The following is a 14,251-nucleotide window of genomic DNA, read 5'->3' as shown; positions in this document are numbered from 1 at the left end:
ATTCATGCAACAAAAGGAGGCATTGTGAAAACCATAACCCCATTCATTATAGGCGTGAGCGCGGCGTTCGCCGGGCTGGCTGATGCGGCGCCGACGCCATCAGCGGACGCTTTCAACGGGTTGGGCGTACGCCCGGAATTGTATCGTGGCGGAGTGGAAGTGATTCCCTCTGACAACGGTGAGGTCACACGGGAATTTGCGGAAGGTCGGGTTTTTGAAGATCGTAACCGTAACGGCAAGCTGGACCGTGGCGAGCGCGGATTGCCGCGCGTGCGGGTGTCCAACGGATATGATGTAGCGCTGACTGATCATCGTGGGTATTACAAATTACCCGCGAAATCCCGCGGCCTGAATGCATTCACTCTGTTCGTCACCAAGCCGGCCGGTTTCGAATTGCCAGTCAACGAAGACAACGTCCCGCAGTTTTCCTATCACCATATTCCCAACGGTTCGCCGGAACTGCGCTTTGGCGGGTTGCCAGCCAGCGGACCACAGCCGAAGGCGGTGAATTTCCCCATGGTGCGGGGCCCTTATAAGAAACATTTCAAAATTGCTGTATCCGGCGACACGCAGCCCTATTCCAACAACGAAGTTGGTTACGTTCGCGACTCTCTGGCCGCAGAGCTGGCGGCGAGGGAGGATCTGGAACTGGTGATGATTGAAGGCGACATCATTGGCGATGATCTGGGTCTGTATCCCCGTCTGAAGAAGACGATGAGCGTAGCTGGCGTGCCGGTCTATTTGACGCCGGGCAACCATGATATCGACAATGACGCCACCAGCGATAAGCACAGCCTGGATACGTTCAAGCGCGAGTGGGGCCCTGCCTACTACTCCTTTGAAGTCGGCGACGTGCATTTTGTCGTGCTGGATAATGTGCGCTATCCCTGCACGCCGGAGTCGGACAACACTGACGGCAAGCACAACTATTGCGACAATCCGGCGACTGCTCCCACCTATAACGGCGTCATTGACGAAGCGCAGGTGGAATGGCTGGCCAATGATATCGCCGCGACGTCGGAACATAAGTTGATCGTGCTGAACATGCATATTCCGTTGGTGTCGTTCTCGGATATGGGCTCCACCAAGCATCAGACGGATAACGTCGCCTGGCTGTATGAACTGTTGCAGGGGCGTCCCGCACTGGCGCTCGCGGGGCATACGCATAACCTGGAAAACATCGTCGCCGGCGAGTTCTATCAGGGATGGGATGACGCGGTTGGGGCGGGGCCCACGCCGATCCCGCACATTATTACCGGCGCTACGGCGGGCTCATGGTGGTCCGGCGACTTTGACGATAACAACCTGCCTATGTCCATCCAGCGTATGGGAGCGCCCCGCGGATATATGCTCTTCGAATTTAAGGGCTCGCAATTCACCAGTACCTTTAAAGCCGCCGGCAAAGGACCACAGGAGCAAATGTCCGTGGACTTTTTGTCGCCGACCTTTATGAACTGGTATCAATCTCTGAAAGAGTGGGCGCTGACGCCCGAGGGTTCCCGTTCGCCGACGCCGCCCTTGAATCTTAATGATTTACCGGACACCAGCATTTTGACCGACGCTGATTTTACTGGCGGCGTCAGTGCAATTATCAATGTGTGGAACGGCTCGAAAGATACGCAGGTGTGGACGCAGATCGATGATCGTTCTCCGGTTGAAGCAGTACGCACTCAGAGTGGAACCGGTGAAGGCAAGAGCAGCAGTCTCGATCCTTTCGCCCTGAAGAAGCAGATGTATGTGTATCGCTACGCCGCCAAGAGCGAGTCAGGAGAGGAGCGGGCGCAGGGGTTTGAGCTGTTTAGCGGTTCCCGTTTTGGAGTCGCTGATCCGCAACCCTCCGGCGCGTCCATGTGGACGGAATCCTCTAATCATATTTGGGCGCTCACTATACCGTCGGACCTGGAGCAAGGCGCGCACATATTAAAGGTCAACGTACGTGACGGCTACGGTCAGGTCTTCACCAGCGTAAAAGCCTTTGAAGTGATGAACGAGCGGCCGGCGCCGTATTTCCGCAAGGAAGTATTTGAGTAGATTTACATGCCACTGCCGGGGTTGGACTCCGGCAGTGGCGTGCGTCAGGTTGGCCTTTATACGACCTGTGCGCCTCGTTTACGCAACCCCGCCATACCGATCCACATCAGACCGCCGATAAACAGACTCTGCAATAGAGCGGGCTCCGCCACGATCGTCACGCCGCCGTTATTGACGGTCGCTGCAATAGGATTGCCGAGAGAATTTCCCAGTGAGTTGACGACCACGGAAAAATAGCTGAATCCCGACGACAGGGCGGTGAAACTGAGAGACGCGAGCAGAAAGGAATTGTCCTGATGGGCGTCCAGATCCGCAGGAATATCCAGAGACAGATCGAACAGGTTCAGTTCCCCGGGCGCGAGAAGTTCGGCGGACATGGGGTTCAGCCCAAGCCCCAGAACATCCAACTGACCGCCGGGGTCCAGCGCGACGCTGTCTATCACGCCATTGCCGTCCGCATCGGTAGCGTCGATGGCGACGGCGCCGGGATCAAAGCTTAAATTGAGGTCAAAGGTGGATAACGACGGCGCGCCGCCGGGCGCCAGACCGCTGATGGAAATATCGACAGTAAACAGCTGGCCTGGCAGTACTGTGGAGGTGGAAGGCAGAACGGTAATGACTGCGGCCTGGGCCTGCATGCCGCAAAACACCGCTATGCCGAAAGTTAATAGAAGCGACGCCAGAACGCTTTTCAACACATGTGCGATAGACAACAACCGAGAGGTGGACATAGAAGTTCTCCCTGTGGGGTTGAGGCCGGAGCGGGCGGCTTGCGCCGTCGCTCCGGTTTCCAGTTAGTGCTTGTGAGTGAATATAAACGTCAAAACGACAGGGCGACGGCGCTCACTGCGTCGCGCAGTACGGCCGGGTGCACAGCAGCCGCAGCTGGCGGGCGTCCAGACTGGTGATCATGCCGTCGCCATCCAGATCCCTGGGGTCATCACTGCCAGTAGCTGGCGTGTTACGGGCGGACACCACGACGTTCAGATCATCCCGATCCACGTCGCCGTCGCCATCAACATCGCCTTTGACCGGGCCGACAAAGCCCTCAAATTCGCTGGCGGCGTAGCCTTTGGTCGTCGCCACGCTGCTCGCCACCAGATTGCCGCCGCTGGAGCCATACATCAGCAAGCCTCGCACGTAGTAAGGGCCGGCAATGCCGTTTTGGCCGATGGGAAGTCCGGCGAAATTGAACTCAATTTCCGAATCTCCCTTATTGAGCGCGCCGGTTTTGGCGTGGAAGCCGATCTCATTACCCTTAACGTCCAGCAGCCTTGCACTCCAGGTATAGACGTCGGACTTGGCGAGAGAGACGCCAACCTTGACGCGAAGCAAGTCAAAAAGCCCGTTGCCGTTGTTATCGACACCGGCGTCGCTGGAGGCGCCGGTCAACACGATAGCGCCGGGGGTTGATATCGGCTCAAAGTCGCTGTGGCTATAAGGCGCAGTCGCATCGCTGATCGCGACCTGGTCGATAATCTCCAGCGTATCGGGGTGACGCAGCGTTACTCTGACGAAATAGGGCCCATCTAACTCCAACTGGTTGATTTCAGGACCGGAGAAGGTCAGCGTGACGGTTTGTTCGCCGTGGTTGAAGGTCTTGATCTCATCCATATATACCGCCAAAGGACCGGATGCGTTGCGCAACGCGGCGGACGTCATGAAGGTTCCGGCAGCTCTCAGGTCTGCGCTGAACTGGATTTTCAGTTGCTCGAACAGTCCGTTGCCATTGGTGTCCACGCCCTGATCGGAAAAGGCGCCGGTGACGTCCAGCAGTCCTTCGAACTCGCCATGGTGATACGCCTGAGTCATCGCGCCAATATCCGCCTGACGTTCTCCATCGGCATTGAACAGGCCCACCACCAACTCATATGGGCCGTCCTCGCCGGAGCGGAAAATGGTGGAGCCGGGGAAGCGCAGGGTCAGGCTGTGAGGGCCATTGGCGAGAGGGAAGCGTTCCGTCGCGTTGGCGACCGTTTTGCCCGCCTTCATCAAAACGCCCTGCAGCATGTACTCGCCTTCCTTGGAGACTTTCGCCTGCACCACGGCTTCCAGATAGTCATAGCGGGAGTCGCCGTCAGTATCCACGGCGGCGTCAGAGATATCCGTCAGGTGCGAGCCTTTCTCGCCAAACTGGCCGTGAACATACGCGGGCGTCGTCAGCACAGCTTGCACCGGCGTTGAGCCTTCGGCGAACGCGATCACCTTGACCTCATAAGGGCCGTCTTTGCCGGACCGCAGGATCTGCTCGCCGGAAAACTTCAGCTTGGCGGTGTACTGCCCTGGGTCGTCGCCGACGGTGTCCTGGGTGAATGTCATCGACTCAAACTCAGGAATATTGGCGACCACTTCGCCGTTTTTACGCAAGGTCGCCATCACCAGATAGACGCCTGTGCGATTGACGTCCACACGCACATTGGCGATCAAGGCTTCATACGCCCCGTCGCTGTTGGAGTCCGGCGTCACGTAGTCGACATCGCCGGGGATACTGAGGTCAGGCTCTATCATCATCACTCCCTGATCGTTGTTGACTGAGGCGAGCAAGGCCAGTGGCGCCGGCGCTTTGTATTTGTAATCCCCCCATGAATCGTAAGAGTGGGCGCCGGGAACCGGATACACCTTGGCGCCTTCGAAGGTTTCCAGATAACCGCCGTCGGCGTCATAGTCGACCGCGCCGTTATGGTTCCAGAGGATGAATTCATCCACGGCGGCGTAAATGCCGTTGAAGGTGGCGTCGTAATAATCGGGAAAGAAAAAGCCGCGACTGCGTAGGCTGTGACTGGAGAATTCATACTTGTCATAGGGACCGCCGGCGAAGGGGCGGGCGCTGCCGGTAAAGGCGGGATCAAGCGATGGCGCGCCGGTGGTGACGAAGCCATTGCCGCGCCCGTCAGTGCGCACCGCGCTGAGTCCGCCGATTCCAAGCGTGGCCGCCATGTTTTCAAACACATCGCTGAATACATAGCAGTCGGAGTAGTCACAGGTAATGGGGTCGGCGCTGAGTTGGGTCCAATTGCATTTGACGGCGGCGCCGAAGCTGTAACCGTAACGCCAGTTCAAGCCACCATAGGCGTAGCCGCCGCTGAGCAGATGCTCCAGCACGTCGCCTTCATCAATCAAACCACTGGCCCAGTCAGTGGCGTGCTCGTACCAGGAAATGCGGGGCGCGCCAGCCGTGATCGGCGTGGTTTTGGTGACGTAGAGTTTGCGGGTGATGGTGGGCAGAGCGTCGCCATCCACTTTGTATTCAAACTCGACGTCATAACTGCCGATGACGTCCGGCATGGTGAGCGTCATGTCGCCCTCCGGCCCAGACCAGACTTCCGTGCCGTGCAACGACGTGCCGACAATTGTCCAGGAGGCTTCGACTTCCGCATCCGAGGGCAGGCTGCCTGTGGGACAGGCGTCCAGACGGGTGCGTATCTTGACCTCGCCAGAGCCGAACCATCCGGATTCCGCTGGCCCGGAGAAAGGATAGTCGTCTTTCGGCCCGATCACTTCCGTCAGGTTGCAGCTGGCGTCGCTGGTTTGCTGGTAGATCACGTCAATCAAGTCATTAGAGGCGAGGTCATTGACGCGTACGGGGTTGGAGATAGTGGGCTCCAGCGTTAGCGCAACTTTCGGCTCCACCGGGAGAATCAGCGCCACCCAATCGACGGCGGTGCACCAGCGGCCGGTGCTGAGCGTGTCGATGTTGACCTGGACGCGGTTGGCGCGAGGAGCGGGAGGCGTTCCGGGCGCAGGCGGCGCGGGAAACTTAATGTTCTCAATGCCTACCGTGAAGGTGTTCAGCTTCCAGACATTGTTGTCGCCGGTCAACAGGCCTAGACTGGTTCCGTTGAAGACAACTTCATCGCGTTCCGGCGGCGGTGAGCCGTTATAGTCCACATCGAAGGCGGGCAGAATGATGTCCACGGTGGCGGGAATGATTCCCTGGGCGATGAGGGGAGCGGGATCGATCAAGTAGCCGTCCCCGTCCACCGGCCCGACGGAAACGTCAATCATGACGTCAATCATGAGCGGGTGTTCAGGGCTGGTATTGAACGTACATCCCGTATCCAGACCGGGGCCATCGTCCGCGACGAAACTGTCAGTGTCCGGAGGATCGAACGGTGAGCTGCGGGTCAATAGCATCGAGGGAGCGACAAGCCCGTTCAGCGTGGGCCAGACGTCGCCATCTTCTTGTGCGAAGGATGTCTGAATTAACAGACAGCCAATCAGAAATACAAAGACATGAGCTGCAATATACAGGAAGGAGATCGTGCGCTTTTTGTCCACCATATATCCCTTCTCCTTGGTAGATCTTATCGGAGCAGCGCCTGGATACAGCGAGTGGCGCCCTGACTTTTATAATCACGTACTTCCACTGCTAATGTGATGAACTGTGACAACCAGCAAGTCTTAAGCCAGTCAGGGCTATGGGCTTTATAAATCGAGTAATTGTCAGCTTTTCGGCGAGGTTGATCAGGGCTGGTTGTAAAGTAACCTGACGGGACTGTCTGGAAAATCGGAGGCTGGGAAAGATCCCATCAAAGAAAGAATGGCCTGCATATCCCTGCAAGCCTATCTTTGGCCGGCGTGAAGGCGACTGCTAATTTTTTCGACGCGTCCAAATCAGGTCGCTGCGAGCGTTTAGAAGAACAGGCGGAGGTTAAGTGGGAAGCGCAGTTTAACTACTGCGCTCAGGCCAGATGGGCTCATGGTCCTCGTCAAACACATAGCCGAAGTTAATGTTGGTAAGACGGCCTAAAGTGAATTGAAATTCTGTCCAGATATCGTAATAGGTATGACTTTCGAACGACAGAAATTCATCGACTTCAGACTTTCCTGCATGATGATTTTGGATCACTGTGAGGACCTCTCCCTGGGGTTCTCCGATCAGTGTTTGTCCAAACAAAACCGCCTTGGGGTTGTGACACTCAATCCACGACAGGCGGAGATCGCTGTCATGGTCAAACCTCAGCGCCAGTTGTTTTTCGTGATAATGCAGGAAGACGTCGTTGTAGTCGTTGACATGCTCTTTATCCGGCGCGCCCAGCAATTTTTCCACGTCTTCTCTGCCAAGGCCGAATATCAAATCGCCGATGCCAACGCCGGGTTGGATATGGAACTGCTTGTCGCTGTGCTCTGCTGTCATGAATAAGTCCATCAATGTCAATTGCGGCCGTTTGTCAGACCTGGATCTTGCTGAGAAATTTAACCCTTGGCGTCATGAAAAATCACTCCCAGCGTATAGCGCCTGCCTGAGCGCACCCGGCTGACGCCATGGCGCATGGTGACGCGATACACGCCTCGGACGCCTCGTACAGGGCGATGATGCACTGCGAAGATTACCCCATCGCCCTGCCGTAGTGGAACCACTTCCGCGCGGGACTGCATGCGCGGCCGCTGTTCTGTCAGCACAAATTCACCGCCGCTAAAGTCGCGCTCTGGCGCGGACAGCAACACCGCCAGTTGCAGGGGGAAGACATGTTCGCCATATAAATCCTGGTGCAGGCAATTGTAGTCGCCTTCCTGATATTGAAGGATCAATGGCGTCGGGCGCGTCTGCCCATCGTTGTGGCAGCGTGTGATAAAGTCCTGATGCGCTTCGGGGTAGCGGATGTCCAGATTCATGGCGGCGTTCCATTGGTTCGCCACGGGCGCAAGATAGGGGTAAGCCTGCGCCCGCAACTCTGAGACCAGATGGGGCAGGGGATAACGGAAGTATTGGTATTCGCCCAGCCCGAAGCCATGACGCGCCATGATCACTTTGCTGCGATAGAGTTCCGCTTCGTCATACAGGGAGATCAATGCCGCGCACTCCTGCTTGCTCAGCAATCCGCCCAGTATGGTTGCGCCGCGGGTCGTTAACTCATGACCCGCTTGTTCCCAATCGTAGCCGCTCAAACGCGTGGACAGGCTCGTAGCGGGTGTTTGCATTACAGCGGCGCCAGTAAAACCGTTCATTCCTACGTCTCCCGCTCCAGCAGCGCCTGCTTGCGCTCGACGCCCCAGCGATAGCCCGAGAGCGCGCCGTCGCTGCGCACTACGCGATGGCAGGGAATGGCCACGGCCAGCAGGTTGGCGGCGCAAGCCTGCGCCACCGCGCGCACGGATTTGGGGGAGCCGATGCGCTGGGCGATATCGGCGTAACTCGCCGTCGCGCCTGAGGGAATCTCTTGTAAAGCGCGCCACACGCGCTGTTGAAAGGCGGTGCCGCGCACGTCAAGGGGAAGGTCGAGCCCGATCTGAGGCGCTTCCACAAATCCCACGACCTTGGCGATCAGGCGTTCGAAGTCAGCGTCGTCGCCAATCAGTTGCGCTTTGGGAAAGCGATCCTGCAATTCATGCACAAGGGCTTCAGGTTCGTCCCCCAGTGAAATAGCGCAGACGCCCCGAGCGCTTTGCGCGACCAGGATGGCGCCCAGGGCGCACTCGCCCACCGCGAAACGGATTTCCGCGTTGGTTCCGCCCCGACGATAGTCGCTTGGCGTCATGCCGAGAAAGTGATCCGATTCCCCATAAAAATGCCCATTGGAACTGTACCCGGCGTCATAGATGGCATCCGTCACCGTCTCTGCATTCTTCAGGGCGCTGTTGAGGCGTTGCTGACGTTGTGAGGCGGCGTAGCCGCGCGGAGTGAGGCCGGTGATCTGTTTGAACAGGCGATGGAAGTGAAACTTGCTCATGCCTACGCTTTGAGCCAGTTCATCCAGACTGGGGAAGGTTTCTGAGTCAGCGATCAATCGGCAGGCCGCAGCGATTTTCTCCGCCTGCTGCGCGGCCAGAGGCGGAGCGTCAGGGCGACAGCGCCGACAAGGGCGATATCCCGCCTGCTCCGCTTCTTCGCGGCTATCGTAAAAGCATACGTTCTCCGGGCGCGGCGTCCTGGCGGCGCAGGACGGACGACAATAAACGCCGGTGGTCTTCACTGAGTAATAGAAACTGCCGTCCGCCTGGGCGTCGCGCTCCAGCAGCGCGCGCCAGCGGGGATCATTTTCTGTGGCGATGGCTTTGGTTGATGCGTTCATGGTGGCGCTCCTTGGTTAAGGTCTACCTGATGGCGGAGAATTTAGCAATGGACGACTTTGCTCGCACTCTGGGGATTGCTTTCAAATTCGAGTCGTCCATCTGTTCACCCTTCCGCCTGTCCCTCCATCTACCAGGGAGCCGTCGAGGGTAGTTAGGTGTTCAGTCGAGGCGGAGTTTTTTGCGGATGCGGCTGAGCGCTACAGGGGTGATGCCGATATAGGAGGCGATGTATTGCAGGGGAATTTTGTTGCTCAGTTGAGGATTTTGTTCCAGGAAGTTGAGATAGCGTTGCTCCGCCGTCAGTTGTACAAAGCCATAGATACGTTCTTCTTTGCCAATGAACAGAGCTTCCAGCATTTTGGTGTAGGTGGCGAGCAGCCCAGGATGACGTTGCAGGCTCTGGCTGAAATGACTCCAGTCGAACTCCAGACAAAGTACGTCGTCCAGCGCTTCTATGCTGAATAACGCTGGCGCATTGAGCACCATGGCGCGGGTGGAGCCGGCGATATTGGGCGAGCAGGCGAAGGACTGAGTAAACTCTTTGCCTTCAGGGGAGACGCAGACATAGCGGGCGAAACCTTTGGCGAAATAGTAAAGCTTGGGGGCGGGTCGACCTTGCTGAATCAGCAGGTCGCCCTTGCGGTAGCAATGCACTTCGCCCTGCAGATCCAAATCCGTCAGGTCGACGGCGTCAATCAGGTGGAATGATTGCTTGAGAAAATTCAGGAAACTCCGTTCGATTTCCCGCTGATTCATCGTGTCCCCTCATCTCTACATCAATTTGCCGGTGCGTCGCTAACATGGGGCTTACGCGCCGCTGGCGACCAGGCGCCGGAGATCAGCAGCAGGGCGAGCAGCGTCAGAGCCACGCCGGGCAGACTGTACCACAGCCCTGGGCCTTGCATGAAACCCTGTCCGATGGCGACGAATGTAGGGATGAGATAACTGAACGCCAGCAGGCGGTTCGGGCCGACTTTCTGCACCAGATGCTGCTGCAGATAAAAAGTGGCGATCGTGGCGAACAGGGTCAAATATAACAGCACCCGCCAGAAATCGAACTCACCCCAGGCGACCTGTTCAATATCGCCGGCGACAATCGTAATTGGCGCCATCAGGACCGCGCCCATCAGCATGATGTAAAACGCCCCTTGAATGGGGGGCGTATTGGAGCCCCACTTTTTGACGAGCGTGACGTGCAGCGCGAGACTGGCGCAGGCGAGCAGGAATAGCGCGTCGCCATCGTTCCAGGCGAGCGTTTCCGCGCTGCTTCCATGAGTGGCGAGCAAAACCCAGAGCGCGCCGCCGGCGCCGAGGACGAATCCGCATAACATAACGCCGTTGACGCCGGCGCCCAGAAATATGCGGCTGATCGCCACGCTCATCAACGGAACCAGGGTATAGATCACGGAGGTATTCAGGGCAGTCGTGGTTTTCAGCGCTTCAAACAACCCGATAAAGAACAGCACCAGGAACAGGCTGATCAAACCATAGCGCATGAGCAGGCCAAGGTCGCTGAACAGGGCGTAACGGGACAGCGCCAGCGGCGCCAGCAGTAAGGTCGCCAGAATAAAACGCAGCTCCGTACCGGCGATGGGGCTGGCGTATTGAGGAAGGTCGGCTGATACCACAAAGGAGGACGCCATTAACGCCACCCATAGCAACAGCGTCAGCGTATCTTTCGTGAGCGCGTGCATAAGTCGAATCCACTTTAAGGAATAAAATCAGGGTAAAAACGAAAGGTTCGCGCGCCGCGCGAGGAGCGTCCGCGTTTAAGCGGACTTTTCTGCGATAAATTTATTGAACAGGAATTCTGAAACGGCGGCGTCCACGCTCAACTCAAAGGTTTGCGTCAGGTGGCGGTGCAGCGTCTCGACGTCGGCGACCGGCTCAATGGTGGTTTCGCCGTTGCGCATACGATGCAGTTCGCCGTTGCGCAATGATTGCACGTCGTTGAAGTACTTGCGGCACACCACCAGGTTGTGCAGGAATGCGGCGTTGGGATGCTTGTGAGAATAAAAATGCCCAGTCAGGCAGTCCGCTTCGGTATAGCGTCCCAGATCAAAGGTGTAGAGGGTAAAAAACTCGCCTTCCTTCAGAATCTGGTAGCAATAATCTCCCCGCGCATTTTTGACGATGCGATAGATGGCGTCTCCCAGATCCTGCTCCAGACCTTCTTCGAGTTTGATGGGAAAGCGCGCGCCGAAGTGTCCAAAGCCTGTGTCGACAATGTACTGGCCTTCATCCAGCGTGAGCAACGTGATGCGGTGGGTGCGGGGGACATCGTTGTCGGTGTTGTAGACCACTCGGGCCAGCAGGATGCGGACATCCAAACCCTGTGCGGAAAGGGCGTCGAAGGTCAGTTTATTGTGTTCGAAGCAATAGCCGCCGAAGCCCTGGCGCACGATTTTGTTGAACACAGACTCACTGTCGATCTGGATGTCCTGTGACAGCGCCACCGCCAGATTATTAAAGCTGTGCTTGGCGATATGCCGGCTCTGCATATCGCGGATTATTTCCAGGACTGGACGACTCGGGTTAACGTCCAGGTCAGTAAAATAGGCGTTGGCGATTTCGGTCAAAGTCATTGAATTTATCCTTCTTCAATCAATTTTCCGTCAGCCTATCCTGAATTCTGCGCTAAGTAATTAACCTGGGTTTAGTGGACGCTTTCTCCCACCGCAGATTTCTTTTTCCCGTAGCGGCTGGCGGATTTCGATTTTCCCGGGCGGCGGCCGGAAGTTTTGTCATGAGGGCGTCGTCTTTTGCCGGCGGCGCTTTTCCCGTTTCCTGGCGCTTGCTCATGGCTATCCAGTTCAAGCTCGATTTTGCGCTGTTCCAGGTCGACACGAACTACTTTGACCTGAAGCGCGTCTCCAAGCCCATAGCTCTTTTTACTGCGTTCGCCGATCAAACGCTGTTTGGCGGCGTCGAATTGATAATAGTCGCCCTGTAGCGCAGAGATATGAATCAAACCTTCAACCATTACGCCTTTCAGCTCAACGAACAGACCGAAGTTAGTCACTCCGCAGATGGTTCCGGCGAAGGCGTCGCCAATACGGTCCTGCATGTATTCGCACTTCAGCCAGGCTTCAACATCCCAACTGGCCATATCCGCCCGACGGGATGCGAGAGAACATTGCTCCCCCAGCTTCACCATGTCCTCCAGGCTGTAGGGATAACTTTGCGATGGCGACAAAGAGGCGGCGCTGTCGACGCGGCGCACGGGATCGACGCCCAGTCCAGTAATCGACTTGAGAGCACGCTTGAGCTTACCGCCGCTTTCATCGCCCCGGATCACCGAACGAATGGCGCGATGCGTCAATAGATCGGGATAACGCCGTATCGGCGATGTGAAATGAGAGTACGCGGTATACGCCAGCCCGAAATGCCCCTGGTTGTCCGGACTGTACTCAGCCTGACTGAGCGATCTCAACATAATGGACTGGATGACTTCCGCATCCGGACGTTCGCTGATGCTGTTCAACAGACGACGATAGTGCGTAGCCGTGGGCCGTTTGCCGCCGCCCAGGGACAATCCCAATTCGCCAAGGAAAGCGCGCAGGCTTTCCAGCTTTTTCTGCAACGGTCCTTGGTGAACCCGATACAGTGCGGGAAGCTTGAGCTTCTGCAGGAAGCGCGCCGTCGCGACATTGGCGCACAGCATGCATTCTTCCACCAGCTTGTGAGCATCGTTACGCACAACTGGATCAATGCGGCGGATCTTGCGCTGAGCGTCGAATTGAAACTTGCTTTCCGTGGTTTCGAAATCAATTGCGCCGCGTTTGCTGCGGGCCTCTCGCAACGCGCCGTACAACTGATGCAACGCCTGCAGGTGAGGAACCAGGTCGCTGTAGCGCTGTTGCACCTGTTGGCCAAGTCGGGATTCCGGCTGCTCCAGCAGCGCGCCCACCTCAGTGTAGGTCAGACGGGCGTGAGAGCGCATAATGCCTTCATAGAACTGGTACTTGCCGAGATTGCCCGCTGCGTCGATGAACATTTCGCAGACCATGGCCAGACGATCCACATTAGGATTCAGCGAGCACAATCCATTGGACAGCGCTTCCGGCAACATGGGCTCTACGCGACCGGGAAAGTAAACGGATGTGCCGCGTTTCTGCGCTTCCTGGTCCAACGGGCTGCCCGGCGTTACGTAGTGAGAGACGTCCGCGATAGCGACAAATAAACGCCATCCGCCATTGCTGCGCGGCTGGCAGAAGAGCGCGTCGTCAAAGTCCATGGAGTCTTCGCCATCGATGGTGACCAGGGGAACGCTGCGCAGATCATACCGGTGCAGTTTGTCTTCTTCTGAGACTGTTGACCCCAGTCGCTTCGCCGCCTGAATGGCGTCTTGGGGCCAGATAAAGGGAATGTCGTGATTACGGAGGGCGACATCGATCTCCATGCCCGGAGCCATGGCGTCGCCTAGCACTTCAATCACGTCCGTCAGCATTGGCGAACGGTTTCGGGCGTACTTGGAGATGCTTACCACTACATACTGTCCGTCAACGGCGTCGCCGATGCTTTCCGGCGTAACGATGATCTCGTTACAGATGCGGTCGTTATCTGGAATCAGCGTATGAACGCCGGATTCGGTTTTCAGGCGACCCACCAACTGCGTGGTGTTGCGCTCCAGTACGTTGACGATCTGGGCTTCCTGTCGGCCACGGTGATCGACGCCACTGATGCGAACCTGCACGCGATCGCCGTCCATCGCTTTGCGCATTTGGCTTTTACCCAGAACCAGATCTTCGCCCCCTTCATCCCGAGCCAGAAAACCGTGTCCTTCACGGCGGCCTATTACGCGACCGGAAATTAGCTCATTCGGGTTGATTGGCGTGTAATCTCCGCGATCGAAAAGGATCTGTCCGTCACGCTCCATCGCACGCAGGCGACGTCTGAGCGCTTCCAGGTCCTGATCGCTGCTCAGCTTGAGGCGTTCAGCCAGTTGTTCACGGTTAAGACGTCCGCCCTGCTGGCTAAGCACACTGAGAATGTACTCGCGGTTGGGAATCGGATTTTCGTATTTTTGCGCGTCTTGGGCGCTAATTGCAGTTATTGAGGCTGTGCTCATGGTGTTTCCTCTTTGGAAAAGACAGCCGATAACTTGCTCTGGATGATATATGAAGAGAGGCTTCAGTGTAGTTCAGATAAAACTCGACAAGATATATTGGCTGGTAATGCTTTAATTTGTTAAGAAATAAGCGGC

General features: G+C 56.9%; 10 protein-coding genes. 1 reads left to right on the top strand and 9 read right to left on the bottom strand.

Annotated elements, in window-relative coordinates:
• Positions 1 to 24: 24 nt before the first annotated feature.
• Positions 25 to 2,031: a calcineurin-like phosphoesterase C-terminal domain-containing protein gene (locus tag ACQYWX_RS24570; protein WP_431686687.1), complete on the top strand. Its 2,007-nt coding sequence runs from the start codon at positions 25 to 27 to the stop codon at positions 2,029 to 2,031.
• 56 nt (positions 2,032 to 2,087) lie between these two features.
• Here the strand turns inward: ACQYWX_RS24570 and ACQYWX_RS24565 are convergent, their stop codons facing one another.
• From ACQYWX_RS24565 to rnr, 9 genes are all read right to left on the bottom strand, one after another.
• On the bottom strand, positions 2,088 to 2,762 hold the full coding sequence (locus ACQYWX_RS24565) for a hypothetical protein (RefSeq protein WP_431686686.1): 675 nt from the start codon (positions 2,760 to 2,762) through the stop codon (positions 2,088 to 2,090).
• 112 nt (positions 2,763 to 2,874) lie between these two features.
• Entirely contained in the window at positions 2,875 to 6,312 is a 3,438-nt protein-coding gene (locus ACQYWX_RS24560) for a hypothetical protein (RefSeq protein WP_431686685.1), read from the bottom strand.
• 388 nt (positions 6,313 to 6,700) lie between these two features.
• Complete coding sequence (locus tag ACQYWX_RS24555; RefSeq protein ID WP_431686684.1) at positions 6,701 to 7,168, bottom strand: hypothetical protein; 468 nt, start codon at positions 7,166 to 7,168, stop codon at positions 6,701 to 6,703.
• Between the two features lie 59 nt (positions 7,169 to 7,227).
• On the bottom strand, positions 7,228 to 7,980 hold the full coding sequence (locus ACQYWX_RS24550) for a 2OG-Fe(II) oxygenase (RefSeq protein WP_431686683.1): 753 nt from the start codon (positions 7,978 to 7,980) through the stop codon (positions 7,228 to 7,230).
• Positions 7,981 to 7,982: 2 nt separating this feature from the next.
• On the bottom strand, positions 7,983 to 9,044 hold the full coding sequence (gene ada, locus ACQYWX_RS24545; RefSeq protein ID WP_431686682.1) for a bifunctional DNA-binding transcriptional regulator/O6-methylguanine-DNA methyltransferase Ada: 1,062 nt from the start codon (positions 9,042 to 9,044) through the stop codon (positions 7,983 to 7,985).
• 160 nt (positions 9,045 to 9,204) lie between these two features.
• Positions 9,205 to 9,801 (bottom strand): Crp/Fnr family transcriptional regulator, encoded by a 597-nt coding sequence (locus ACQYWX_RS24540; RefSeq protein ID WP_431686681.1) that lies wholly within the window; start codon positions 9,799 to 9,801, stop codon positions 9,205 to 9,207.
• A gap of 20 nt (positions 9,802 to 9,821) precedes the next feature.
• Positions 9,822 to 10,739, bottom strand: coding sequence for a DMT family transporter (locus ACQYWX_RS24535; RefSeq protein WP_216736991.1), 918 nt, complete (start codon positions 10,737 to 10,739; stop codon positions 9,822 to 9,824).
• A gap of 75 nt (positions 10,740 to 10,814) precedes the next feature.
• Positions 10,815 to 11,630 carry an arylamine N-acetyltransferase family protein gene (locus ACQYWX_RS24530; protein ID WP_431686680.1) on the bottom strand — a complete coding sequence of 272 codons (816 nt, stop codon included), beginning with the start codon at positions 11,628 to 11,630 and terminating at the stop codon, positions 10,815 to 10,817.
• A gap of 71 nt (positions 11,631 to 11,701) precedes the next feature.
• Positions 11,702 to 14,116: a ribonuclease R gene (gene rnr / locus ACQYWX_RS24525; protein WP_431686679.1), complete on the bottom strand. Its 2,415-nt coding sequence runs from the start codon at positions 14,114 to 14,116 to the stop codon at positions 11,702 to 11,704.
• Positions 14,117 to 14,251 lie beyond the last annotated feature (135 nt).

Origin of the sequence: Hahella sp. NBU794 (genome assembly GCF_050749805.1) — a bacterium.
In the GTDB taxonomy this organism is placed as follows: Bacteria; Pseudomonadota; Gammaproteobacteria; order Pseudomonadales; family Oleiphilaceae; genus Hahella.
Note: the sequence above shows the minus strand (reverse complement) of the source record. Positions and strands in the feature narration are given on the sequence as shown.